The organism is Streptomyces sp. NPDC059816 (assembly GCF_042732055.1).
Classification (GTDB): domain Bacteria; phylum Actinomycetota; class Actinomycetes; order Streptomycetales; family Streptomycetaceae; genus Streptomyces.
In genome coordinates, this window is sequence record NZ_JBHWIQ010000016.1 from 183,575 (window position 1) to 205,510 (window position 21,936).

Sequence of the window (21,936 nt, forward strand, 5' to 3'; positions counted from 1 at the left end):
TGCGGCTCCGCTGTTGCGCTCCCCATCATCGCCCGGCCGGCTCACGGGTACGGGACCTGGGTGTCGTCGTCCGCGGTGGGCGGGGTGGGGCGGCGCGGGAGGCCCTTGCCCAGGCGGCTGTGCGACTTGCCGTAGAGGAAGTAGACGACCACGCCGAGCACCATCCACAGGCCGAAGCGCAGCCAGGTCTCGGCGGGGAGGTTCAGCATCAGCCACAGGGACGCCAGGATCGACAGGACGGGCAGATAGGGCACCAGGGGGGTGCGGAAGGCGCGGTGCAGGTCGGGACGCTGGCGGCGGAGCAGGATGACCCCCGCGGCGACCACCACGAAGGCGAACAGGGTGCCGATGTTGACCAGCTCGGCGAGTTCGCTGATGGAGGTGAAACCGGCGACGATCGCCACGACCCCGCCGAGCAGGATCGTGGAGCGGTAGGGCGTGCCGAAGCGGGGGTGCACCTTCGAGAAGGTCCGGGGGATCAGTCCGTCCCGGCTCATCGCGAAGAAGACGCGGGTCTGGCCCAGCAGGAGGATCATGCAGACCGAGGTGAGGCCGATGGCCGCCCCGAAGCTGATCACGCCCGCCCAGAAGGGGTGGCCCACCGCCTTGAACGCGTCCGCGAGGGGCGCGTCGACGGTGAGGTTCGTGTACTTCTCCATGCCGGTGACGACGATCGACACCGCGACGTACAGGACCGTGCAGATCAGCAGCGACCCGAGGATGCCGCGCGGCACGTCCCGCTGGGGGTTGCGGGTCTCCTCGGCGGCGGTGGCGACGATGTCGAAGCCGATGAACGCGAAGAACACCACGGCGGCGGCGGTGAAGATCCCCATCACTCCGAAGTCGGACGGGGTGTAGCCGAACATCAGCTGGATCAGCGGTGCGTGGATGTCGGAGCTGCCGCTGGTGGACTGGGCCGGGGGGATGAACGGGTCGTAGTTGGAGCCGGTGATGAAGAAGGCGCCCACCACGATGACCAGCAGGACGACCGTGACCTTGATGCCGACGACCACGCCGGTGACCCGGGACGACAGTTTCATGCCCACCACCAGGACGCAGGTGAGGGCGAGGACCAGCAGGCAGGCGAGCAGGTCGAAGTCGAACGACCCGTCATGGGTGCCGGACAGTGCCCGGGGCAAGTGCAGGCCCGCCGTGTCGAGCAGCGACTGGATGTACCCCGACCATCCGACGGCGACCACCGCGCAGCCGAGTGCCAGCTCCAGGATCAGGTCCCAGCCGATGATCCAGGCGGGGAACTCCCCCAGCGAGGCGTAGGAGAACGTGTACGCCGACCCGGCCACCGGGACGGTGGAGGCGAACTCGGCGTAACAGAGGGCGGCCAGGGCGCAGACCACGCCGGCGACGACGAAGCTCAGCGCCACCGCAGGGCCCGCGGTCTCCTTGGCGATCTTCCCGGTCAGGACGAAGATGCCGGTGCCGATGATGACCCCGACCCCGAACACGGTCAGGTCCAGCGCGGACAGAGACTTCTTGAGCGCGTGTTCCGGCTCCTCGGTGTCCTGGATGGACTGCTCGACCGTCTTGGTCCGGAAGAGGGTGCTGCTCACCGGCGTACCTCCGCGTGTGTCGTCCCCGACATGATCGAGAGGCCCGCCGGTGCGCCGGTCCCGGCGCGCGGGTGTTCACCCGTACGGGGAGCCACCGGGTGCGGTGGCGCCCCGTCCCCGGAAACGGCGACGGGCCGGTGCCGGGCCCCGGGGGGGGCACGGCACCGGCCCGTGGGCGGCAGTACGGGTCAGTCCCGGGTGCTCTCCACGGCGGACGCGGTCGCGTCGAGGCGGCCGTCGAGCCGGGACACCAGGCCGGTGACCTGGCGGGCGATGTCCGGTGCGGTCAGGCCGATCTCCGACAGGACCTCCTTGCGGGAGGCGTGGTCGAGGAACCGCGGCGGGATGCCGAAGTCGCGCAGCGGGACGTCGACGCCCGAGTCGCGCAGGTGCTGGGCGACGGCGGAGCCGACGCCGCCGGCCCGGGAGTTGTCCTCCACGGTGACGACGACCTGGTGCAGCTCGGCGAGCGGGGCCATGGCCTCGTCGACGGGCTTGACCCAGCGGGGGTCGACGACGGTGGTGGAGATGCCCTGCTGGTCGAGGAGGCCCGCGATCTCCAGGCACATCGGGGCGAGGGCGCCCACCGACACCAGCAGGACGTCGGGGCGGTCGGTGCCCGGCTCGCGCAGGACGTCCATGCCGCCGACCTTGCGCAGGGCGCGGACGGCGGGACCGACGGCGCCCTTGGAGTAGCGGACCACCGTCGGGGCGTCGTCGACCTCCACGGCCTCGCGCAGCTGGAGCCGCACCTGGTCGGCGTCGCGGGGCGCGGCGATCCGCACCTCGGGCACGCACTGGAGGATCGACATGTCCCACATGCCGTTGTGCGAGGCGCCGTCGGTGCCGGTGACGCCCGCCCGGTCGAGGACGAAGGTCACTCCGCACTTGTGGAGGGCCACGTCCATGAGCAGCTGGTCGAAGGCGCGGTTGAGGAAGGTCGCGTACACGGCGAAGACGGGGTGCAGACCGCCGGTGGCGAGCCCGGCGGCGGAGACCGCTCCGTGCTGTTCGGCGATGCCGACGTCGTAGACGCGGTCCGGGAACGTTTCCGCGAAGTTCTTCAGGCCGACCGGCTGGAGCATCGCGGCGGTGATCGCGACGATGTCGGGGCGCTCGTGGCCGAGCTTGACCATCTCCTCGCCGAACACGGAGGTCCAGTCCATGCCGCCCTCGGCGATGGGCAGGCCGGTGTCGGGGTGGATGGGGCCGATGCCGTGGAAACGGTCCGCCTCGTCCTGTTCGGCGGGCTGGTAGCCGCGGCCCTTCTCGGTGAGGCAGTGCACGATCACGGGCCCGCCGAACCGTTTCGCGCGGGACAGCGCGGACTCCAGGGCGTCGATGTCGTGGCCGTCGATGGGGCCGACGTACTTCAGGCCGAGGTCCTCGAACATGCCCTGGGGGGCGATGAAGTCCTTGAGGCCCTTCTTGGCGCCGTGCAGCGTGTCGTACAGGGGGCGGCCGACGACCGGGGTGCGCTCCAGGAGGTCCTTGCCGCGGGCGAGGAAGCGCTCGTAGCCGTCGGTGGTGCGCAGGGTCGCCAGATGGTCGGCGAGGCCGCCGATGGTGGGTGCGTAGGAGCGCTCGTTGTCGTTGACGACGATGACCAGCGGGCGGTCCTTGGCGGCGGCGATGTTGTTCAGCGCCTCCCAGGCCATGCCGCCGGTGAGGGCGCCGTCACCGATGACGGCGACCACGTGGTCGTCCTTGCCGAGGACCTGGTTGGCCTTGGCGAGGCCGTCGGCCCAGCCCAGCACCGTCGAGGCGTGGCTGTTCTCGATGACGTCGTGCTCGGACTCCGCGCGGGAGGGGTAGCCGGACAGGCCGCCCTTGGCCCTCAGCCGGGAGAAGTCCTGGCGGCCGGTGAGCAGCTTGTGCACGTAGCTCTGGTGGCCGGTGTCGAACAGGACGCGGTCCTTCGGGGACTCGAAGACCCGGTGCAGGGCGATCGTCAACTCGACCACACCGAGGTTCGGGCCGAGGTGGCCGCCGGTCTTCGACACCGCCCCGACCAGGAAGGTCCGGATCTCTCCGGCCAGCTCGGTCAGCTCGTCCGGGCTGAGCCGGTCCAGATCGCGCGGTCCCGTGATGCGGGTCAGCAGCGGCACCCGTGCCTCCTTGCATTAGAGCTCTTCGACCTATTCGCCGGGTCCGTCGAGTCTAGTGTTCCCCCGGCGGGCGGCCACCGAAGGGCCTCCCCGTTCACCCGGGGAACACAGTTCCCCGGCCGATTCGCCTACCCCCGTCCGGTCACGGCACGCTTGTGGCGGGACACCGAGTCGAGGACGACCGCCGCGAGGAGCACCCCTCCGGTGATCATGTACTTGACCGGTTCGGCAAGGGATTCCAGCTGGAGGCCCTTCTGGATCGAGACGATCACCAGGACGCCGAGCAGCGCGGACCAGGTCCGCCCGCGCCCGCCGAACAGGCTGGTCCCGCCGATGACGGCCGCCGCGATGCAGCTCATCAGCAGGTCACCGGAGCCGGCTCCCTGGTTCGCCGCGGCGATCTTCGAGGCGATCATGAGTCCGCCCAGCGCGGCGAGGGTCCCGGCGACGGCGAACACCGCGATCCGCACCGCGGCGACGTCGGTCCCGGCCCGTCGGGCCGCCTCGACGTTGCCGCCCAGGGCGGTCACCCGTCGGCCGAAAACCGTCCGTCTGAGGACGAAGTCCGTGAGAACCACCACACCCAGGAAGATCACCAGGGCGAGCGGTAGGCCCTTGTACTGGTTGAGGACGTGGGCGACGGCGTAACAGAGTGCCGCGAGCAGGGCCGTCCTGGCCAGCAGCTCGCCCACCGGCCGCCACGGCAGCCCCGCGGCCCGGCCCTCGCGTGCGGCGCGGAGGGTGACGAGGAGGTGCCCCGCCACGACCGCCGTGGCCAGGCCGTAGGCGGCGGAGATGTCGGTGAAGTAGTGCCGGGTGAGCCGGGCGAGGAGCCCTGAGTCGTCCAGGTTGATCGTGCCGTTGGCGCCGAGGAGCTGGAGCATCAGGCCGTTCCAGGCGAGCAGCCCGGCCATGGTGACGACGAACGCGGGCACGCCCACGCGGGCGAAGAAGAAGCCGTGCACCAGCCCGGCCGTGGTGCCGGTGAGCACCGCGAGGAGCAGCGCCGGGCCTTCGGGCATCCCGTGGGTGACGTTCAGCACCGCGAAGGCGGCGCCGGCGAGGCCGCTGACCGAGCCGACCGACAGGTCGATCTCGCCCAGCATCAGCACGAAGACGACGCCGACGGCGATCAGCCCGGGGCCCGCGGCGTCGATGAGGACGTGGGAGAGGTTCTCGGCCGAGAGGAAGGCCGGGTTGAGCGAGTGGAAGACCGCCCCGATGACGACCAGGGCGACGAGGACGGGGAGGAAGCCCGTCTCCCCGGCTGCCAGCCGTCGCCGCAGCTCACCGGTCCGCTCGCCCCGTCCCGGGGGCGGCACCAGGTGCCGGGGGTCGGCGGGGGCGGCCGGCGGGGCCGGCGGGCGGTCCAGGTCGACGGGGCCGTCCGGGGCGGGCCCGCTGAGGTTTCCGGTGCTCATCGGGCCGGCTCCGCACCGCGGGCGGCGCGCCGGGTGACGGCGTTGTCGGTGGCGCCCGTGATCGCGGCGATGATCTCCTCCTGGGTGGTGGTGGCGACCGGGAAGTCGCCGTTGTTGCGGCCCAGCCGCAGGACCGCCACCCGGTCGGCGACGGCCAGCACCCCGGCCATGTCGTGGCTGACCAGGACGACCGCGAGGCCCCGCTCGCGCAGTCGTTCGACGAGGTCGAGGACGTGGGCGGTCTGTTCGACGCCGAGGGCGGCGGTCGGTTCGTCGAGGACCACCAGTCGGGGTGCGCCGAGCAGGGCGCGGGCGATGGCGATCGTCTGGCGTTGTCCGCCGGACAGCGCGGCGACGGGGATGCGCAGGTTCGGGACCCGCACGGCCAGGGACGTCAGCAGTTCGCGGGCGCGGCGTTCCATCCCGATCTCGTCCAGTACCGCGTGCCGCCGTCGTTCGCGGCCGAGGAACAGGTTGCCGACGACGTCGAGGTTGTCGCAGAGCGCGAGGTCCTGGTAGACGGTCGCGATGCCGAGTTCCCGGGCCGCGCGGGGGCTGTCGAGGCGTACAGGTCGGCCGTCCCACTCGATGCCGCCGCCGGCCGCGCCGACCGCGTCGTCGGGAAGGTGCGTTCCGGCGATCGTCTTGACCAGGGTGGACTTCCCGGCGCCGTTGTCCCCGACGAGGGCGAGCACCTCGCCCGGGTGGACCTCCAGTTCGACGTCGGTGAGCGCCTGCACCGCGCCGAAGCGCTTGGAGACCCCGCGCAGCGCCAGCACGGGCGGTGCGGGTTGTGCGGGCCGTCGGGCCGTCCGGTGCGCCACCGGGTCAGCCCCTCAGGCCGAGCCGGTCGCAGGCGGCCGCGTAGCGGGGGGTGCAGATCTCGGCGCGGGAGTGGACGCCGTCCGCCAGGACCGTTTCGGCGAGGTTGTCCCGGGTGAGGGCGACCACCGGGACGAGCACGGCGGGCACGTCCTCGGTGGTGGCGCTGTCGACGGTGACCCGGGTGACGGAGGTGGCCGGTTCGCCGCGGGCCAGGGCGACCGCGAGTGCGGCGGCGGCCCGGGCGCCCGGGCCGTAGGGCTTGTAGACGCTCATGTACTGCTCGCCGGCGACGATGCGTTGGACCGCGGCGAGTTCGGCGTCCTGACCGGTGACGGGCGGCAGCGGGGAGACCCCGGCGGTCTTGAGGGCCTGGATGACGCCACCGGCCATGCCGTCGTTGGCGGCGTAGACCCCGATGACGCGTTCCTTGCCGAGGGCGGTGAGTGCGCTCTCCATGTGGGAGTTGGCGTTCTCCGGCTTCCACTCCTTGGTGTCGAACTCCCGGCCGACGCGGACCCGGCCGTCCAGGACCGCGTGCGCGCCCGCCTTGAACAGGGCGGCGTTGGGGTCGGTGGCGGAACCGTTCACCATCACGACCTCCCCGGCCCCGGACCGGTCGCCGAGGGCCGTGAGCAGGGCCCGGGCCTGGACGCGCCCGACCTCCTCGTTGTCGAAGGAGGTGTGGGCGTCGACGGGTCCCTCGGCCAACCGGTCGTAGGCGACGACGGGCACGCCCGCCTCCTCGGCCCGGCGGACGGCGCCGGCGACGGCCCGGGAGTCGACGGCGTCGAGGATGAGCACGTCGACCCGGTTGGTGATCATCGAGTCGACCTGCTGGGTCTGGACGGCCGCGTCCTGCTTGGCGTTGGCGTAGGTCACCCGCGCCTTGCCGTTCGTCAGTTCGGCGAGGTGCCGTTCGATCAGGGGGCGGTCGAACTTCTCGTAGCGGGCGGTCTGGTTCTCGGGCAGCAGCAGACCGACCCGGAGGGTGTCGCCCGGTGCGGGGCGCTGCCGTTCGCCGGGGCCGCCGCCCGCCTGTTTCGCGCTGCCGCAGGCGGCGAGCAGGACGGCCAGGGCCGTTGCTCCCAGGGCCACCGCGGTGCGGCGGGTGGATGCGGGCACGTGCGACACCTCCCTGACGCCGCCGGGTCGGTGGAGCCGGGCGGAGGGTCGCCGCCCGGCACCCGGCAGGCGTCAAGAAGTAAACCCGGGCGGGGACGGCCGTGGTGCGGTCCGTGCGCGTGGCGCGGCCCGGGCGGGGCTACGGGTTCACCGGAACGGACGGGTCCGTCAGGGTGGGGTCCCCCATGGCGTCGAGGGCGAGGGCGAGCGCCCCGAGCAGTTCGGCCCGGTCGCCCAGGGCGCCCGGCAGGATGGTCAGCTGGCGGGCGGCGCTCGGTACGGCGTACCGCCCGACGGCTTCGCGCACCGGCCCGATGAGGAGTTCCCCGGCTTCGGCCAGATCGCCGCCGAGCACGATCCGGCTCGGGTTCAGCAGGTTGCACAGGCTGGCGACGCCGGTGCCGATGTGGCGTCCGACGTCCGCGATCACCCGGCGGCACCCGGGGTCGCCGTCCCGGGCGAGCCGGACCACGGCGGCCGTCGTGAGCCCGTCCCCGTGGGTGGCCCGCAGCAGGGGCAGCACGTGGCGGTCGGCGGTGAAGGTCTCCAGGCAGCCGCGGTTGCCGCAGCGGCAGACCGGGCCGGACTCGTCGAGGGTGAGGTGGCCGATCTCCCCGGCCGTGCCGCCCGGGCCGCGGTGGAGGCGTCCGCCGATCACCAGTCCGGCGCCCACCCCGTCGGCGACCTTGACGTACGCGAGGTCCCGCACGCCCCGGCCGCTGCCCCAGACGAGTTCGCCGAGGGCGCCCAGGTTGGCGTCGTTGTCGAGGTGGACGGGGAGGCCGAGCCGGGCGCTCAGCTCCTCGGCGGGCCGGGCGTCCGCCCAGCCGGGGAGCCCCACGGTGGGTCCGACGGTTCCGGTGACGACGTCGACCGGCCCGGGGACGCCCAGGCCGACGCCGCTGATCCGGGTCCGGTCCACACCGGTCTTCTCGATGAGCTGTTCGACCAGTTCCGCCGCCCGGTCCAGGCCGTACGGGGCGGCACCGGGGCGGTCGGTGGTGGGTCCGGGGGGCACCTCACGCCCGGGGCCCAGTGACTCGACCTCCTCGGCGAGCACCTGGTGGGCCTGGTTGCCGACGGCCACGCGCAGGTGGGTGCGGCCGACGGCGACGCCGATCACGATGCCCGCATCGCCGTTCAGCGACACGCTGCGGGCGCGCCGGCCGCCGGCCGAGGTGGGGGTGACCTGGACTTTCTCCTGGTCCCTGAGTTCTCGGACGATGTTGGAGACGGTCGCCGCCGACAGTCCCGTGGTGCGGGCGATCTCGGCCTGGGTGAGCGAGCCCGCCCGCCGCACGGCTCGGACGACGCGCTCCAGATTGGCCCGGTGCAACGACGACTGCGACCCCGGAGTCTCCACGGCCCCTCCACTCTGACGTGCGTGGTGGGCGGACGCGGGGGCGCCGCCCGTGCCGGGTCGCGGCGGTGGGACCCGAGGTGTGTACAAGTGATGAACACCAACGTCCGTCGAGCCGACGGTCGCGGTCAAGTCCATGACGCCCGTCGATCTCGCCGTCGATCACTCCGATCGCTCCGGGCGCCCCGATGCCGCGGGATGTGCGCGGCACGCGCCCCGCCGAGCACGCGCGCGCCCGTTTGTCCAGCGGAACACGCCTCACGGGCCCGGAGAGGCCGATACCCGACCCCGTACCTCCGCACGGGGAATCCATCCGTCCCGCCGTGCCACCCGGCGGGTCCGCGCCCCTGCCGCCTCCGGGAACACCACCCCACCCCCCGCCGATCGGCGGGGGCAGTGTTACAGATACCCCCCATTGGGTGGGAGGTAATGACCTGCCAGTGGTGTAGACGTATACGTGACCACATTTTTACGTAGGGCACATGCGCTCATGAGACCCGGGGGGGCCGTGATCGACATAGGGCTGTTTGACGACAGCGAAGTATACCGAGCAGGGATCGAAGCCGTTTTAAACAAGGAAACGGACATCAAGGTCGCTGTATCGGGAAAGGTGCATGAGGCGGCGGCGCAATTGCGCCACGCACGCCCGCAGGTCGTCCTCTTGGGGACCGTCCGCGGGCACGAGCAGTTGCTCGGTGCGCTGGGGCGGCTGCGCCGGATGGGCACACCGCCCGTCCTGCTGCTGATCCCCGCACAGGAACGGATCTCGCTGCACGGATTGTTGGAGGCCGGGGCGCTCGGCATCACGGACCGGGACGGCGGGGCGGCCACGCTCGCCCACGCCATCCGGACCGTCGCCGCCGGCGGCTGGTCCCTACCCTCGCAACTGGCCCGGACGGTCGTCACGGGCTATCTGCGCGGCGGGGCCCGGGAGCACGGCAACCGGGCGCTCCAGGAGGTCCGCGAGAAGCTGACGCCTCGCCAGCAGGAGGTGCTGACGCTGATGAGCGAGGGTCTGACCAACCCCGAGATCGCGGACGCACTCGCCGTGGGCACCGCGACGATCAAGGACCACGTCCAGACCATTCTGGACCGGCTGGGCACGCCCAACCGGACCTTGGCCGCCCGGCTCGCCTGGGAGGCGCAGTTGGCGACCTGCGGACCGGCGGGTTCCGCCGTGCCGTGACGGTCCGCGCGGGCCGGTGACGGCCCGCGCGGCTGTGCCGCACCACACGGCCGAGGGGCCCGGGGAGTTCCCCGGGCCCCTCGGCCGTGCGTGCTCGCGGTGTTCCTACTTCAGCGCGCCCGCGGTGAGTCCGGCGACCACCTGGCGCTGGAAGACCACGTAGGCGGCCAGCACCGGCAGCATCGCCATCACCAGGCCGGCGAAGAGACCGGACCAGTCGCCCTTGTAGCCCTGGCTGACGGCCAGTTGCACCAGTCCCTGGGTCAGCACGCGCTCCTCCGGGTCGGTGTTGAGCACCGTCGGCAGCATGTACTGGTTCCACTGCCCCAGGAAGTTGAAGATGCCGACGCTGATCAGACCCGGCTTGGCCATCGGCAGCATGACCTGGAAGAACGTCCTGGTGTGCGAGGCCCCGTCCACGAACGCCGCCTCCGCCACTGAGGACGGCAAGGTGCGGAAGAACGAGGTCAGGAAGAACACCGTGAACGGCAGTGAGTAGGCGATGTACACCAGGATCAGGCCGTGGATGGTGTTCAGCAGCCCCATGTTGTTCACGACGTAGAACAGCGGCACCAGGGCCAGCATCACCGGGAAGCTCATGCCCCCGACGAACAGGTAGTAGAGGAACCGGTTGCCCGGGAACTCGAACCTGGCCAGCACGTACGCGGTCATCGACCCGAGGACCAGGGTGCCGATCAGCGACCCGCCCACCACCAGGATGGTGTTCAGGAAGTAGTCGGCCATGTTGGCCTCGGTCCAGGCCCGCGACCAGTTCTCGAAGTGCAGCTTGTCCGGGAGCGCCCAGGGCGACCTGAAGATGGACTTGTCGTCCTTGAAGGAGGTCATGACCGCCCACAGGAGCGGCATCACCACCAGGATCGCCCAGACGATCAGGATGCCGTGCGAGAAGACGTTGAGGACCTGTCCCTCGGACTTCTTGCGGTCGCCGGTGCGCGGTGCGCGCGGCGGGGTCGCCCGGGGTGCGGGAACGGCGGGGGTGGGGGTCTCGGTGGTCTTCATCAGAACTCCAGCCGCTCGCGCCGGCCCAGCCGCATCACGATGGCGGCGAAGGCCAACGTCACGACGAGCAGAGCGACACCGATCGTGGTTGCGTAGGCGGCCTGACCGTCACGGAACGCCTTCTGGTACACGTACAGCACCATGACGGTGGTGGAGTAGTCGGGTCCGCCGGGGCCGACCGTCATGATCTGCACGACCGCGAACGACTCGGCTCCCAGGGCCAGGATGCCGATGTAGACCCAACCGGACTGGACGGTGTCCCACAGCAGGGGCAGCGTGATCCGGAAGAAGGTCGTGAACCGGCTGGCACCGTCGAGCAGAGCCGCTTCGTACAGCTCCGACGGGATCGACGCCATGCCCGCCGAGAAGAGGACCACGAAGAATCCGACCGTGGACCAGACGAGGACCGCCATCACGCACCACAGTGCGAGGTCCGGGTCGCCCAGCCACACCGGGAGGTCCTCGTATCCGACGCCCTTGAGAACGGAATTGATCGCGCCGCTCTCGGGGTTGTACGCGAACTGGAACAACAGGGCCACGATCGCGATGGAAAGGACCTGCGGGAAGAAGTAGACGATCTTGTAGAAGGCGGACCCGCGCACTCCACTGACCACCGGGCCGCCCTTGCGGCGCCGTCCGCCCACATTGATCATAAAGGCGAAGAACAGCGCCAGGCTGAGCGTCACCAGCGGCAGCAGCAACGCGAACAACAGGCTGTGTTGCAACGATTTCCAGAAGATATCGTCGTCGAACATCCTGGTGTAGTTGTCGAAGCCGACCATCTTGAAGTCCGGGCTCAGACCTGTCCAGTCCGTGAACGAGTAGAAGATGGACTGGATGAATGGCCAAATGACGAAGAGTGCGTACAACGTCAAGGGGACCACGAGGAATCCCACGATGAACCGGTACTTACCGTGCTGCATTGCTACCGACCCCGATCTGCTAGCGGGTGCCGCCGCTGGTGACCCATGGCTTACTGGTGCTTGTAGTGCTTGATCGAGTCGTCCTTGGCCGTCGCGTCGGCGAAGTCCTGGATCTTCTTGATCGTCTCGGTCGGGGTGAGCTTCCCGGACATCATCAGACCGAGCGCGGCGGTGCCGATCTGCTCCTTCTGGAGCTGGACGTACCAGTCCTGGAGACGCGGGTTCACCACGTTGTCGCCGGCGAGCTTCAGCGCCGCGACGCCGGACGTGAGACCCGGGGTCAGGTCCAGGCCGTCGGTGCCGCCGTTGAGCGCGCTGAGCGACTTCACCTTGCCGGTGAAGTTCTTGGAGGACTCCTCGCTCAGCATGATGCGGAGCATCTCCATGCCGCCCTCGGCGTTCTTGGCCTGCTTCGGAACGATGAAGGGCTCACCGCCGGACGCCCACATGGTGCCGAACGGCATCTTGTCCGAGCTGTCGATGCCGGTCGGCGCGGCGACGGCCAGGTTGAAGTCGGCCGGCATGGTCTTGGCGGCCTCGTTCTCGACCCACGAGCCGTTGGGGATGAAGAGCGCCTTGCCCTCGGTCCACGCGGTCTGCGACTGGATGTGGTCCAGGCCCGCCGTGCCCTTGAGGATGTAGCCCTTCTTGTAGAGCTCGTAGTACGCCTCGAAGCACTCCTTGACCGCGGGGTGCTTCCACGCGTTGGGCTCGAGGTTGTCGATCGCGTCGAGGACCTGGCGGCCACCGCGCTTGGCGATCATCGGGTACAGCGAGAAGGGGATGTAGTACGGGTGCTTACCCGCGTACGTCCAGCCCGCCATGCCCCTCTTCTTGGCCTTCTTACAGACCTCCAGCATCTCGTCCCAGGTCTTCGGGTACTCCGCGTCGAGGGAGTCGAGGGCCTTCTGCGAGTACCAGACGCCGTACACGGTGTAGGCGTAGTAGAGGATCCAGACCTCGTCGCCGTCGAACTGGCCCATCTCGATGATGCCGGGCCGCAGGGTGTCGCGGACCTTCTTGTTCGGGTCGTCGACGGACGGGGCGTCCAGCAGCGGGGTCAGGTCGGCGAGCTGCTTCTTGCCGACCAGGACGCCCATGTCCATCTGCTCTGCGCCGGAGTTGTCGATGAGGTCCGGCGGGGTGCCCCCGTTGAAACGGGGCGAGAGAGTGGACTGGATCTTCTGGGTCGGAAGGAACTTGACCTTCGGCGCCCCGGAGAACTTCTTCTCGTAGATCTTGTTGGCGTCCTCGGCGTACTCCTTGCCGAAGCCACCGTCGAACAGGACGAATTCCAGCTGCGCCTTCTCGTTGACGGCCAGCGGGTTCTCGGCCGACTTCTTGCCCTTCGCGACCTTCTCGTCGCCGCCGCTGTCGCCACTCGCGCAAGCGGACAGGAAACTCATCGTGGGAACCGCGATCACGCCGATCGCAGCGGACCGCTTGATCAGATCGCGGCGGCCAAGGCCACCCTGCTCGTTCTGGGCGGAAGATCCCATGCTCAAGTCCTCGCCTTCTCCAGGACTCAGGCGGTGAACCGGACCCTCCCCGGCACCGCGGTGTGATGAAGCTGGGGTCGAACACAAAACCACGGGATCGGCTGGAATGCGCGGAACGGGCGTCCCCCAGACGCCGCTGTCCCGCCTTCCCCCATCCCCCCGGTCGGTCCGCGGCTCGAAGTGCTGCGGACGCGCACAGGTATAGTCCACTTGCAGACACCCGGGCAAGATCGAATGCGAGTTTGAGCGTCAGTCTTTCCCTAGTTGAGACCTCACGGATATCAGCGCGGTACGCCACCACCCCCCGCTCGTGCCCGACATGGGATGAATTCGCCATCGCGCATCCGATGACCTGATGAAATGCCCGCGCGACGCCCCCCGGGAGCTCCGTCCGCCCTGCGACACAAGGGCAACACCCTTGCCGACACCGGCCACTTGCCACGCTACTGTTCGTTGCGCAGCGCAATTGACAACGTTGTCTCCCTGCTGCGGAGGAGCACATGCGGCGTCGAATCCGGCACGGAACCCACCGAACCGCCGTAGCGGTCTGCACGGCCCTGCTGCTCCTGGGGGCCGCCGGACCGGGCACGGCCGACACCCCGCCCGACACCGCGTTCGCGTCCTCCTTCGAAACCGGCCACCCCTCGCCCGACCGGCCGGACCCCGACGGCACCGACCCGTCCGGGCAGTCGCCGGCTTCGGGGGCGACCCTGGAGTCCTCCGTCGACCGCGGTCCCACCCGCTCCCCCACCGCCAAGACCCACGCCGGGTTCACCGGGACCGGAGCACTGCACTACCGGGGCGCGCACCGGGCGGACGGACGGGCGCACGCCCGTCACGAGGTCTTCGACGTGGACGTCCGGGTGGACCCGGACACCGAACTCGGGTACCGGATCTTCCCGGAGCTGGCCGATGGGGACCTCGACTACCGCGCGACGCACGTCTCCGTGGACCTCGTGTTCACCGACGGCACCCTGCTGAGCCGACTGGGCGCCCGCGACCAGCACGGCTTCCCGCTGAGCCCGCACGGCCAGGGCGCGGCGAAGGTGCTGTACGTCAACCAGTGGAACGACGTCGTCTCCCGGATCGGTGCGGTGGCCCGGGGCCGGACCGTCGACCGGGTGCTCCTGGCCTACGACGCGCCAAAAGGTCCGGGGCAGCTCGGCGGATGGGTGGACGACCTGGTCCTGCGCACCGCGGGCGACCGGGACGCCGACCGGGACGCCCGACCCTCCGACCTGGTCTCCACGGTCCGCGGCACCCACTCCAGCCGCGCCTACTCGCGCGGCAACACCTTCCCCGCGACGGCGGTTCCGCACGGCTTCAACTTCTGGACGCCGATCACCGACGCCGGCTCGCTGACCTGGCTGTACGACTACGCGCGCGGGAACGGCGCAGACAACCTGCCGACCCTCCAGGCGTTCGGCGCCAGCCATGAGCCGAGCCCGTGGATCGGGGACCGACAGACCTTCCAGATCATGCCGTCCACCGCGTCCGGCACCCCCGACGCCGGGCGCAGGGCACGGGCCCTGGCGTTCCGGCACGAGAACGAGACGGCGCGCCCCCACTCCTACGGGGTGACGTTCGAGAACGGTCTGCGGGCCGAGATGGCCCCCACGGACCACGCGGCGGCGCTGCGCTTCACGTTCCCCGGCGAGGACGCGAACCTGCTGTTCGACAACGTCTCGGACCGGGCGGGGCTCACCCTCCGCCCGGACAGCCGCGAGATCACCGGGTACTCCGACGTGCGCTCGGGGCTCTCGGCGGGGGCGACCCGACTGTTCGTGTACGGGGTCCTCGACCGGCCGGTGCGGCGCGCCGGCCCGCTGACGAGCGACGCGGGCGGCGAGGTCGCCGGCTACGTCCGCCTCGACGCGGGTCCCGAGCGCACCGTCACGCTGCGGCTGGCGACCTCGCTGATCTCGCTGGAGCAGGCGAAGGACAACCTGCGCCAGGAGATCCCGGAGGGCACCCCGTTCGAGGCGGTGCGGGCGGCGGCCCAGCGGCAGTGGGACGCGCTGCTCGGCCGGGTGCGGGTGAAGGGGGCGAGCCCGGAACAGTTGACGACCCTGTACTCCAACCTGTACCGGCTGTACCTGTACCCCAACTCCGGCTTCGAGACGGTGGACGGCTCCCCCCGCTACGCCTCGCCGTTCTCCCCGCAGCCCCGCCCGGACACCCCCGTGCGCACCGGGGCGCGGATCGTCCCGGGCAGGGTGTACGTCAACAACGGCTTCTGGGACACGTACCGCACCACGTGGCCCGCCTACGCGTTCCTCACCCCGGGGCACGCCGGGCGCCTGGTCGAGGGGTTCGTGCAGCAGTACCGGGACGGCGGGTGGACCTCGCGCTGGTCGTCGCCGGGGTACGCGGACCTGATGACGGGCACCTCCTCCGACGTGGCCTTCGCGGACGCGTACCTGAAGGGCGTCCCCTTCGACGCGGAGCGCGCGTACGAGGCGGCGCTGAAGAACGCGACCGTGGTGCCGTCCTCCTCCGGGGTGGGCCGCAAGGGCATGGCCACCTCACCGTTCCTCGGGTACACGAGCACGGCGACCCGTGAGGGCCTCTCCTGGGCCGTGGAGGGCTTCGTGAACGACCACGGCATCGGGCGGATGGCCCGGGCCCTGTACGAGCGCACGGGGCAGCGCAGGTACCGGGAAGAGGCCACGTACTTCCTCGACCGGGCGCGGCACTACGTGAACCTCTTCGACGCACGGGTCGGGTTCTTCCAGGGGCGGGACGCCCGGGGCCGATGGCGGCTGGACCCGTCGGCGTACGACCCGCGGGTGTGGGGCCACGACTACACCGAGACGAACGGCTGGGGGTACGCCTTCTCGGTACCGCACGACACCCGGGGACTGGCCAACCTGTACGGCGGCCGGGCGGCGCTCGCCGGACGGCTGGACCGGTACTTCGCCACGCCGGAGACGGCCCGGTTCCCCGGGTCGTACGGTCGGGTCATCCACGAGATGACCGAGGCCCGGGACGTGCGGATGGGCCAGTACGGGCACGCGAACCAGGTCGCGCACCACGTGGCGTACCTGTACGACGCGGCGGGGCAGCCCTGGAAGACGCAGGCGAAGGTCCGCGAGGTGGTGGCCCGGCTGTACACGGGCTCGGCGATCGGGCAGGGCTACCACGGGGACGAGGACAACGGCGAGCAGTCGGCGTGGTACCTGTTCTCCGCGCTGGGGTTCTATCCGCTGGTCCTGGGCGGCGGGGAGTACGCGGTGGGCTCGCCGCTGTTCACCGAGGCGACCGTGCGCATGGACAACGGCCGCACGCTGGTGGTGCGGGCGCCGCGCAACAGCGCCCGGAACGTGTACGTGCAGGGTCTCACCGTCAACGGGAAGCCCTGGCGTTCGACGGCCCTGCCGCACGAGGTGCTGGCCCGGGGCGGGGTGGTGGAGTTCGCGATGGGGCCGCGGCCCTCGTCCTGGGGGACGGGGCCGGGGGCGGCGCCCGCCTCGCTCACCGGGGACGACCGGCGGCCGGTGCCCCGTTCGGATCTGTTGCGGGGCGCGGGGGCGTTGTTCGACGACACGTCGGCGACCTCGGAGCGGGTGAGGTCGGTCGAGTTGCCGACGGTGCGGCGGGGCCGGCCGGTGCAGTACACGTTGACCTCGGCGGATCGTGGTGGGGCGCCCAGCGGCTGGGTCCTCCAGGGCTCTGCGGGGGCGGGGTGGCGGACGCTGGACCGGCGGGCCGGCGAGGGGTTCGCCTGGGGGCGGCAGTTGAGGGTGTTCTCCGTTCCCTCGGGGGGTTCCCCGGCCGTGTACGAGCGCTACCGCTTGGTGTTCGACCGGGAGGTCGCCCTGGCGGAGGTGGAGCTCCTGGGCTGACGCCTGCGTGGGGGCCCCTTGGGTGGGCCCCGGTGAGCGTGCACTGTCCCTGTGCGGGTGCGCTGTGGTCGTCCGCGCCGTTCCCCGCGCCCCTTCAGGTACGCCCTGGCAGGCGTGCGCTGTTCCTGTGCGGGTGCGCTGTGGTCTCGCGCAGTTCCCCGCGCCCCTGAGGGGGCACGCCTCGCCGTCGCACATCCGCCCGCCCGCCAGGGCGTACCCCCACAAGACGCCGCCCGCCCACCCGGGCGTACCCAAGGGGGCGCGGGGAACTGCGCGAGACCACAGCGCACCTGGACGCGACAGCGCACCCCGCAGGTGGACGTACCGAAAGGGGCGCGGGGAACTGCGCGGACGACTACCGCGCACCGCACGAGACGGCGCACGCCTGCCAGGGCGTACCCAAGGGGGCGCGGGGAACGGCGCGAGCAACCACGACGCACCCGCACAGGAGCAGCGCACGCCCGCCCAGGACCGCAGCCGGATACGACAGAGTGCCGCACCCCCAGGCGGAGCGCGGCACTCTTCGGTGGACTACTTGCGGATCAGCGACCGCAGCACGTACTGAGACGTGCTTCCGCTGCGCGGTAGTTTTGAGGGATTTCGAGGGATGATGGCGTTCTGGCAGTGATTCTGACATCAGATCGCCACAATGACCATGGCTTTCGGGCATGGGAAGCGCATCTGGCCGAGCTTTCCAAAAGCTAACGCAGCACCTCGAAACGCGCGACACGGGTAAGTCAACGTGCTTCATTGGCGATTGTTGCCGGTAAGAGATCTCAGGAGACGCTTGACCGTTTGTGCTCTGGACATGGTTGACACGTTCGGCTGAACGTCCGCTGCCCCCACCTGCCGATGCGGCAGGGGTGTGCTTCCGTCGGAGTCGTGGATGTACAGCAGTTGGCCGAGTACCGCTACCGGGCTGTCCGCGAAGTGCTCGGCGGGTCTGCGATCGGTGAGGTCGCGGCCCGGTACGGCACCTCGCGCCAAACCCTGCACATCTGGCGACGGCGGTTCGAGCAGGAAGGCGTGCCCGGTCTGCTGGATCGCTCCCGCCGGCCACGGAACAGTCCCACGCGCCTGCCCGCCGAGGTCGAGGCTGAGATCTGCGAACTGCGCCGCCTGCATCCCCGATGGGGTGCCCGCCGGATCTCCCACGAGCTGTCCGCCCGCGGGCTGGAGCAGGCGCCGTCGCGGACCACGGTTCACCGGGTGCTGTCCCGCAATGGCCTGGTCCGCGCCCAGGAACAGCAGCATCCGCGCACGTACCGCAGCTGGCAGCGTGAGGCGCCGATGCGCCTGCGGCAGATGGACCAGGTTGAAAGGGGGCAACCGTCGGGTTCATCATCTGCAGCAGTCGACACAGCCGAGAACAGCAGCGAGGCACCACGGTCAGTTCAACGCACGACCGTGAGCGTGGAACACGCCAATAGTCAGAGCGCCTCGCGACCACGATGGCCTCGCCGCCCAACCTCTCCGGCCGTACTCGAGGACCTCCGGAAGGCGGGAGCCGCCAAGGCCGAGGGTGCGCCTCCTCTGTCACGGGCGCAAATCGACCTGATCGTCGCCATCCTGCGCCAGGCAGCCTCTCAGGCCAGTACACGTCATGCACGCGGAGCGCCACACCGGACAGATGAAGGGCCGCAGGAGCGGCACTCGACACCGGCAGCACAGAGTGCCACGCTCCTCTCGCGTTCACGCTCACCCAGCGCCGCAGCGTGAACCCGCCGGTTCGGGTGTTCGCGGTGATCGGGTGGAACAGCTCGGCAGCCAGGCCCTGCGGTCGCTCGGGCGAGGGCGGGTTGGAGCCTTGTGCGGCCTCGAGGAGCGTGAGGCGTCTGCGGTGGAGCTCGGCGAGGAAGGCCGCTACGAGCGGGTCACGGTCGGAGTTGGGAAACGCACCGTGGACCTCGACCGGAACTCCGAACTGGCCCAACTGCTCGGGGGCGTTCGCGCCGCGACCTCAGGCGACCCGCTCCACCACGTCGATCACGCATCGTTCCACATCACGCTCTTTATCAATAGGTCGAGCAAAGAATCCCAGGTGAAGCGGGTCACATGGCGTCTGGCATGTTAGGCATGTGGCCACACGGGCACCTGCTGTGGAGCCGCAGCCTCGGCGCGGCCGGCCTTGGCGGATGCCTACGCGACGAAGGAGCACTCATGCTGCGTGTCCCGCCCGTACGGTGCCCCGACGGCGAGGCGATCGCGCGACTTCTGAATGGGGGTTCGCGGCGCTCAGCAGGTACTGCGCGAGAGCTTCTGGCGGCGCAGATTGCGGAGCGGAAGGACTCGCCCGTAGACCACGGGCGAGTCCTTCGCGATCGACTCGTTTGGCCGTTGTTCTGGGCCCGAACCGCGAAGCACCCAGCGGGGTACGGGATTCTTCTCGTGTTACCTGAGGAGCTGCCAGCGCTGAAGGGCTCGGTCGAGAAGAAAGGTCTGCTGCTGATGATGGCGGAACTCGCGCCAGTCTGGAGCGAGGACTACCAGAGGCTGGCGCCGATGGCGCTGCGCTACCTGCAGAAGGGCCTACCTCCCAACTGGGCGCGCGATCTCGAAGCTGGGACCGATTAGGTCGAACTCCCAGGCATGCACCACCAGTTCCCCGCATGACTGTGGCCAGCAGTGGCAACCTACGGCGCGCGGTGACGATTACAGCGATTCCTGGAGGCCGCCGACAAACGATCTCCTGGCCCTCGCAGGGGCATCCGACCATCATGGGGAACCCCACTGATAACGCCCGGAGTTGGATGCCAGAGCACGGACGGCTACATGCCGCGGAGACGGTCGGCGGTCTCCTGAATCCGATCCCGCACAGGCTGCGGCATGCCCACGGGAGCACCTTCGGCGTCTGCCATGTAGAAGCCCAGCAGCCCGCGCACCTCCGCCGAGTAGGGGAGCCCGAAGTGCTCAGCTACTCGGCGACCGAGATCGTTGACCTCCTGAATCGGGTTCTTGGCGTCCGACTCGTCGAAGAGCAGCCGGAGCCCCGGCACACGCGGCAGTGCCCTCGTCGCCATCGGTCCAGCGTCGCCGACGACACGGTCCACGATCGCCTGGTAGGGGACGTAGCGTACGGTCCAGGGGCTGATCGTCACGCCCATGATGGTTTCGCTCATGACTCAACTCTAAGTTCAACAAGGCCAATTAAGCGTATCGCCGTACTCCCCGCTTCCTTTGTCAGCTATGCGGAAGGCTTACCCGAGCGGCTCCAGCGCCCTACCCCGACGTGCGACGTTCCAGCCACCGGGACGGGATGGAGGGCCAGCTCCGAGCACAGCGAGGCCCAACTCTGCGCCGCCCGAACTCCACCACTGCATCAGCGGCCCACAGCCCCGCTACGGGAGGGCGCGGGCGGCGAGAGCGCGGAGCTCGGGCGTGGTGCGGCCGGGCAGCAGCAGTCCGGAGATGAGGTACCTCACCACAGGGCGGGAGTGGGTCTCCTGGGGTGCCTGGTGCTCGGCGGCGAGCAGCGCGCGCACGCATTCGTCCCGACGTCCGCGTTGGGCAAGGGCGGCTGCCACGTCGGTGTAGTACCGCGCCCGCCGCTCCACGCTGGGCAGGCTCTGCGGCGGCAACGCACGGGCTGCAGCCAGGGCCGCCGAGGGGTCGCCCGTGGAGAACTCGGCAGAAATGCCGTGCAGTTGGAAGGTCGCTGGGCTGAACCCGCCACCGTGATCGCGCAGCGCGGTAGTGCCGCCGAGCTCCTTCGCGATTGCGGCTGCCTCGTCCGTCAGCTCCCGCATCCCCTCTCGGTCGCCGAGCCTCGCGGCACTGTACGCAGCTGACTGGATCAACAGGCCGCGTTCGGCGGCGCCGCTGCTGGATGCGCGCAGGCCAGGGTCGTCGGCGGCGTTGAGCGCGATCGACAGCACCTGTTCTTCCCAGCCGGCGCGTCGGGCGAGGACTGCGAGATTCCGGGCGGCTTCTGCCACTGTGAGGGGGCGTCCGGCGGCTTCGGCCATCTGGCGTGCGCGGTCGGCTCGTAGGCGCAGGAGAAGTTCAACCCTCATGTGATCCAGCGCTTTTGGCAATTCAACGGTGCGGTTGGCACACTGCTGCCTCTAGCGTTTTCGGGTCAAGACAGCGACTGAGGGGGACGGCCAGAGGTGGCGACGACCGGATTGGCTGCAGCGATCGAGGAACTGCGACAGGAGCTGTACAAGGCCCAGGACCAAGGGGCTCGACAGCAGTTTGCCTTCCAGATCGAGGAAGCTCAGCTGGAGCTGCTCCTAGAGCTGCGCGACGAGGGCAAGGGGGACGGGAAGCTGCAGTTTGGGGTGGCTACCGTAAGCGCGGGCGGGTCTCATTCCTCGGCCCGCACGCATAAGTTGACCTTGAAGTTGCATGTGAAGGATCGAGCAACGGGCGGCACCAACCCCGAGATCAGCCACAACGCATCCGGCGCCTGGGACGACGACGAGGACTGAGTTGGACCCCCGCAGACTGGCAGATATCCGCAGCGGCGATGCGGACCAGCAACACAGCCTGGGCTCCGGCTACCTCATCGCACCAAGGCTAGTACTCACTGCCCGGCATGCTGCCGTGGACAAGAGCACAGGCATTCCGTGGCCCCGGATCGATGTTCGCGTGGGACATCCTGGCCCCGACCACGGGGCCAGGGAGCGGCGCGTGGCGACGGTGTGCTGGATCCACCCCGGTGGTCGCGATGTTGCTCTGCTCCTCCTTGAGACCCCGGTGGAGGTGCCTGGCGCAGTCCGCTGGGGCCGACCTGGTGGAACTGCTCCGCTGCCTTACGGGGCCCTCGGTTTCCCTAGAGCGGTCGTGAAGGCCGATGGCCGACGCAACGTCGAGTACCTGGAGGGGACACTGCCTCCTTTGGCCGGCGGTGCTGCTCCCCATGACCGTTACGTTCTGAACCAGAGCCCTTCCCCGGCCTGGCGTGTGGGCGGCGAGCAAGCATGGGGAGGTGCCTCTGGCAGCGCCGTTTTCTGCCATCAGCATCTCGTCGGCGTTGTCGTACATGACGACGACGCGTACGAGAACCGCCGGCTACACGCCTGCCCCGCTCACGCTTTCATCACAGATCCTGGATTCG

Annotated in this window: 17 protein-coding genes and 1 pseudogene; 7 read left to right on the forward strand and 11 right to left on the reverse strand. The window is 70.0% G+C overall.

Translation table 11 applies throughout. The features are described from left to right. Positions 1-41 precede the first annotated feature (41 nt). From ACFV88_RS22040 to ACFV88_RS22065, 6 genes are all read right to left on the reverse strand, one after another. Positions 42-1,568, reverse strand: a complete 1,527-nt coding sequence (locus ACFV88_RS22040; RefSeq protein WP_385493418.1) for an amino acid permease — start codon at positions 1,566-1,568, stop codon at positions 42-44. Positions 1,569-1,756: 188 nt separating this feature from the next. Continuing rightward, entirely contained in the window at positions 1,757-3,676 is a 1,920-nt protein-coding gene (gene dxs / locus ACFV88_RS22045) for a 1-deoxy-D-xylulose-5-phosphate synthase (RefSeq protein WP_385493419.1), read from the reverse strand. A 128-nt stretch (positions 3,677-3,804) separates the two neighbouring features. Then, positions 3,805-5,097 (reverse strand): sugar ABC transporter permease, encoded by a 1,293-nt coding sequence (locus tag ACFV88_RS22050; RefSeq protein ID WP_385493420.1) that lies wholly within the window; start codon positions 5,095-5,097, stop codon positions 3,805-3,807. Then, positions 5,094-5,921: an ATP-binding cassette domain-containing protein gene (locus ACFV88_RS22055; protein WP_385493421.1), complete on the reverse strand. Its 828-nt coding sequence runs from the start codon at positions 5,919-5,921 to the stop codon at positions 5,094-5,096. Before ACFV88_RS22055 ends, ACFV88_RS22050 begins: the two co-directional genes overlap by 4 nt. A gap of 4 nt (positions 5,922-5,925) precedes the next feature. Next, positions 5,926-7,044: a substrate-binding domain-containing protein gene (locus tag ACFV88_RS22060; protein ID WP_385493422.1), complete on the reverse strand. Its 1,119-nt coding sequence runs from the start codon at positions 7,042-7,044 to the stop codon at positions 5,926-5,928. A 139-nt stretch (positions 7,045-7,183) separates the two neighbouring features. After that, positions 7,184-8,407, reverse strand: a complete 1,224-nt coding sequence (locus tag ACFV88_RS22065) for an ROK family protein (protein WP_385493423.1) — start codon at positions 8,405-8,407, stop codon at positions 7,184-7,186. A 658-nt stretch (positions 8,408-9,065) separates the two neighbouring features. Between ACFV88_RS22065 and ACFV88_RS22070 the strand changes: the two genes are divergently transcribed. Continuing rightward, positions 9,066-9,590 (forward strand): response regulator transcription factor, encoded by a 525-nt coding sequence (locus ACFV88_RS22070; RefSeq protein WP_385493424.1) that lies wholly within the window; start codon positions 9,066-9,068, stop codon positions 9,588-9,590. Positions 9,591-9,695: 105 nt separating this feature from the next. Here the strand turns inward: ACFV88_RS22070 and ACFV88_RS22075 are convergent, their stop codons facing one another. The 3 genes from ACFV88_RS22075 to ngcE are packed head-to-tail and all read right to left on the reverse strand — an operon-like array spanning position 9,696 to position 13,032. After that, positions 9,696-10,610, reverse strand: coding sequence for a carbohydrate ABC transporter permease (locus ACFV88_RS22075; protein WP_385493425.1), 915 nt, complete (start codon positions 10,608-10,610; stop codon positions 9,696-9,698). After that, on the reverse strand, positions 10,610-11,533 hold the full coding sequence (locus tag ACFV88_RS22080) for a carbohydrate ABC transporter permease (protein ID WP_385493426.1): 924 nt from the start codon (positions 11,531-11,533) through the stop codon (positions 10,610-10,612). Before ACFV88_RS22080 ends, ACFV88_RS22075 begins: the two co-directional genes overlap by 1 nt. A gap of 50 nt (positions 11,534-11,583) precedes the next feature. Continuing rightward, the gene (ngcE, locus tag ACFV88_RS22085; protein ID WP_385493427.1) at positions 11,584-13,032 is read right to left on the reverse strand and encodes an N-acetylglucosamine/diacetylchitobiose ABC transporter substrate-binding protein; all 1,449 of its coding nucleotides are present in this window, start codon (positions 13,030-13,032) and stop codon (positions 11,584-11,586) included. 500 nt (positions 13,033-13,532) lie between these two features. On the opposite strand from ngcE, the gene ACFV88_RS22090 reads away from it, so the two are divergent. The 4 genes from ACFV88_RS22090 (at position 13,533) to ACFV88_RS22105 (ending at position 19,451) form a co-directional block, all read left to right on the forward strand. Then, positions 13,533-16,877, forward strand: coding sequence for a GH92 family glycosyl hydrolase (locus tag ACFV88_RS22090; protein ID WP_385493428.1), 3,345 nt, complete (start codon positions 13,533-13,535; stop codon positions 16,875-16,877). 852 nt (positions 16,878-17,729) lie between these two features. After that, positions 17,730-18,596 (forward strand): helix-turn-helix domain-containing protein, encoded by an 867-nt coding sequence (locus ACFV88_RS22095; RefSeq protein WP_385493429.1) that lies wholly within the window; start codon positions 17,730-17,732, stop codon positions 18,594-18,596. 31 nt (positions 18,597-18,627) lie between these two features. Continuing rightward, a complete protein-coding gene (locus ACFV88_RS22100; protein WP_385493430.1) occupies positions 18,628-18,951 on the forward strand; it encodes a hypothetical protein in 324 nt (107 codons plus the stop codon). 314 nt (positions 18,952-19,265) lie between these two features. Further along, complete coding sequence (locus tag ACFV88_RS22105) at positions 19,266-19,451, forward strand: hypothetical protein (RefSeq protein WP_385493431.1); 186 nt, start codon at positions 19,266-19,268, stop codon at positions 19,449-19,451. A gap of 194 nt (positions 19,452-19,645) precedes the next feature. Here ACFV88_RS22105 and ACFV88_RS22110 read toward each other — a convergent pair whose 3' ends face one another. Together ACFV88_RS22110 and ACFV88_RS22115 are read right to left on the reverse strand one after the other, a co-directional pair. Then, positions 19,646-19,996 (reverse strand): hypothetical protein, encoded by a 351-nt coding sequence (locus tag ACFV88_RS22110; protein WP_385493432.1) that lies wholly within the window; start codon positions 19,994-19,996, stop codon positions 19,646-19,648. A 219-nt stretch (positions 19,997-20,215) separates the two neighbouring features. Further along, on the reverse strand, positions 20,216-20,890 hold the full coding sequence (locus ACFV88_RS22115; RefSeq protein WP_385493433.1) for a hypothetical protein: 675 nt from the start codon (positions 20,888-20,890) through the stop codon (positions 20,216-20,218). Positions 20,891-20,986: 96 nt separating this feature from the next. On the opposite strand from ACFV88_RS22115, the gene ACFV88_RS22120 reads away from it, so the two are divergent. Then, a complete protein-coding gene (locus ACFV88_RS22120) occupies positions 20,987-21,307 on the forward strand; it encodes a trypco2 family protein (RefSeq protein WP_385493435.1) in 321 nt (106 codons plus the stop codon). A 1-nt stretch (position 21,308) separates the two neighbouring features. Then, a pseudogene (locus tag ACFV88_RS22125) lies at positions 21,309-21,854 on the forward strand (trypsin-like serine protease); the annotation flags it as partial. Positions 21,855-21,936 lie beyond the last annotated feature (82 nt).

What these genes read in the sequence shown, in the direction of transcription:
- ACFV88_RS22050 (WP_385493420.1), bottom strand. Translation starts at nt 5,097, where the DNA reads ATGAGCACCGGAAACCTCAGCGGGCCCGCCCCGGACGGCCCCGTCGAC.
- ACFV88_RS22075 (WP_385493425.1), bottom strand. Translation starts at nt 10,610, where the DNA reads ATGAAGACCACCGAGACCCCCACCCCCGCCGTTCCCGCACCCCGGGCG.
- ACFV88_RS22080 (WP_385493426.1), bottom strand. Translation starts at nt 11,533, where the DNA reads ATGCAGCACGGTAAGTACCGGTTCATCGTGGGATTCCTCGTGGTCCCC.
- ngcE (WP_385493427.1), bottom strand. Translation starts at nt 13,032, where the DNA reads ATGGGATCTTCCGCCCAGAACGAGCAGGGTGGCCTTGGCCGCCGCGAT.
- ACFV88_RS22090 (WP_385493428.1), top strand. Translation starts at nt 13,533, where the DNA reads ATGCGGCGTCGAATCCGGCACGGAACCCACCGAACCGCCGTAGCGGTC.
- ACFV88_RS22095 (WP_385493429.1), top strand. Translation starts at nt 17,730, where the DNA reads ATGCGGCAGGGGTGTGCTTCCGTCGGAGTCGTGGATGTACAGCAGTTG.
- ACFV88_RS22110 (WP_385493432.1), bottom strand. Translation starts at nt 19,996, where the DNA reads ATGAGCGAAACCATCATGGGCGTGACGATCAGCCCCTGGACCGTACGC.
- ACFV88_RS22115 (WP_385493433.1), bottom strand. Translation starts at nt 20,890, where the DNA reads ATGAGGGTTGAACTTCTCCTGCGCCTACGAGCCGACCGCGCACGCCAG.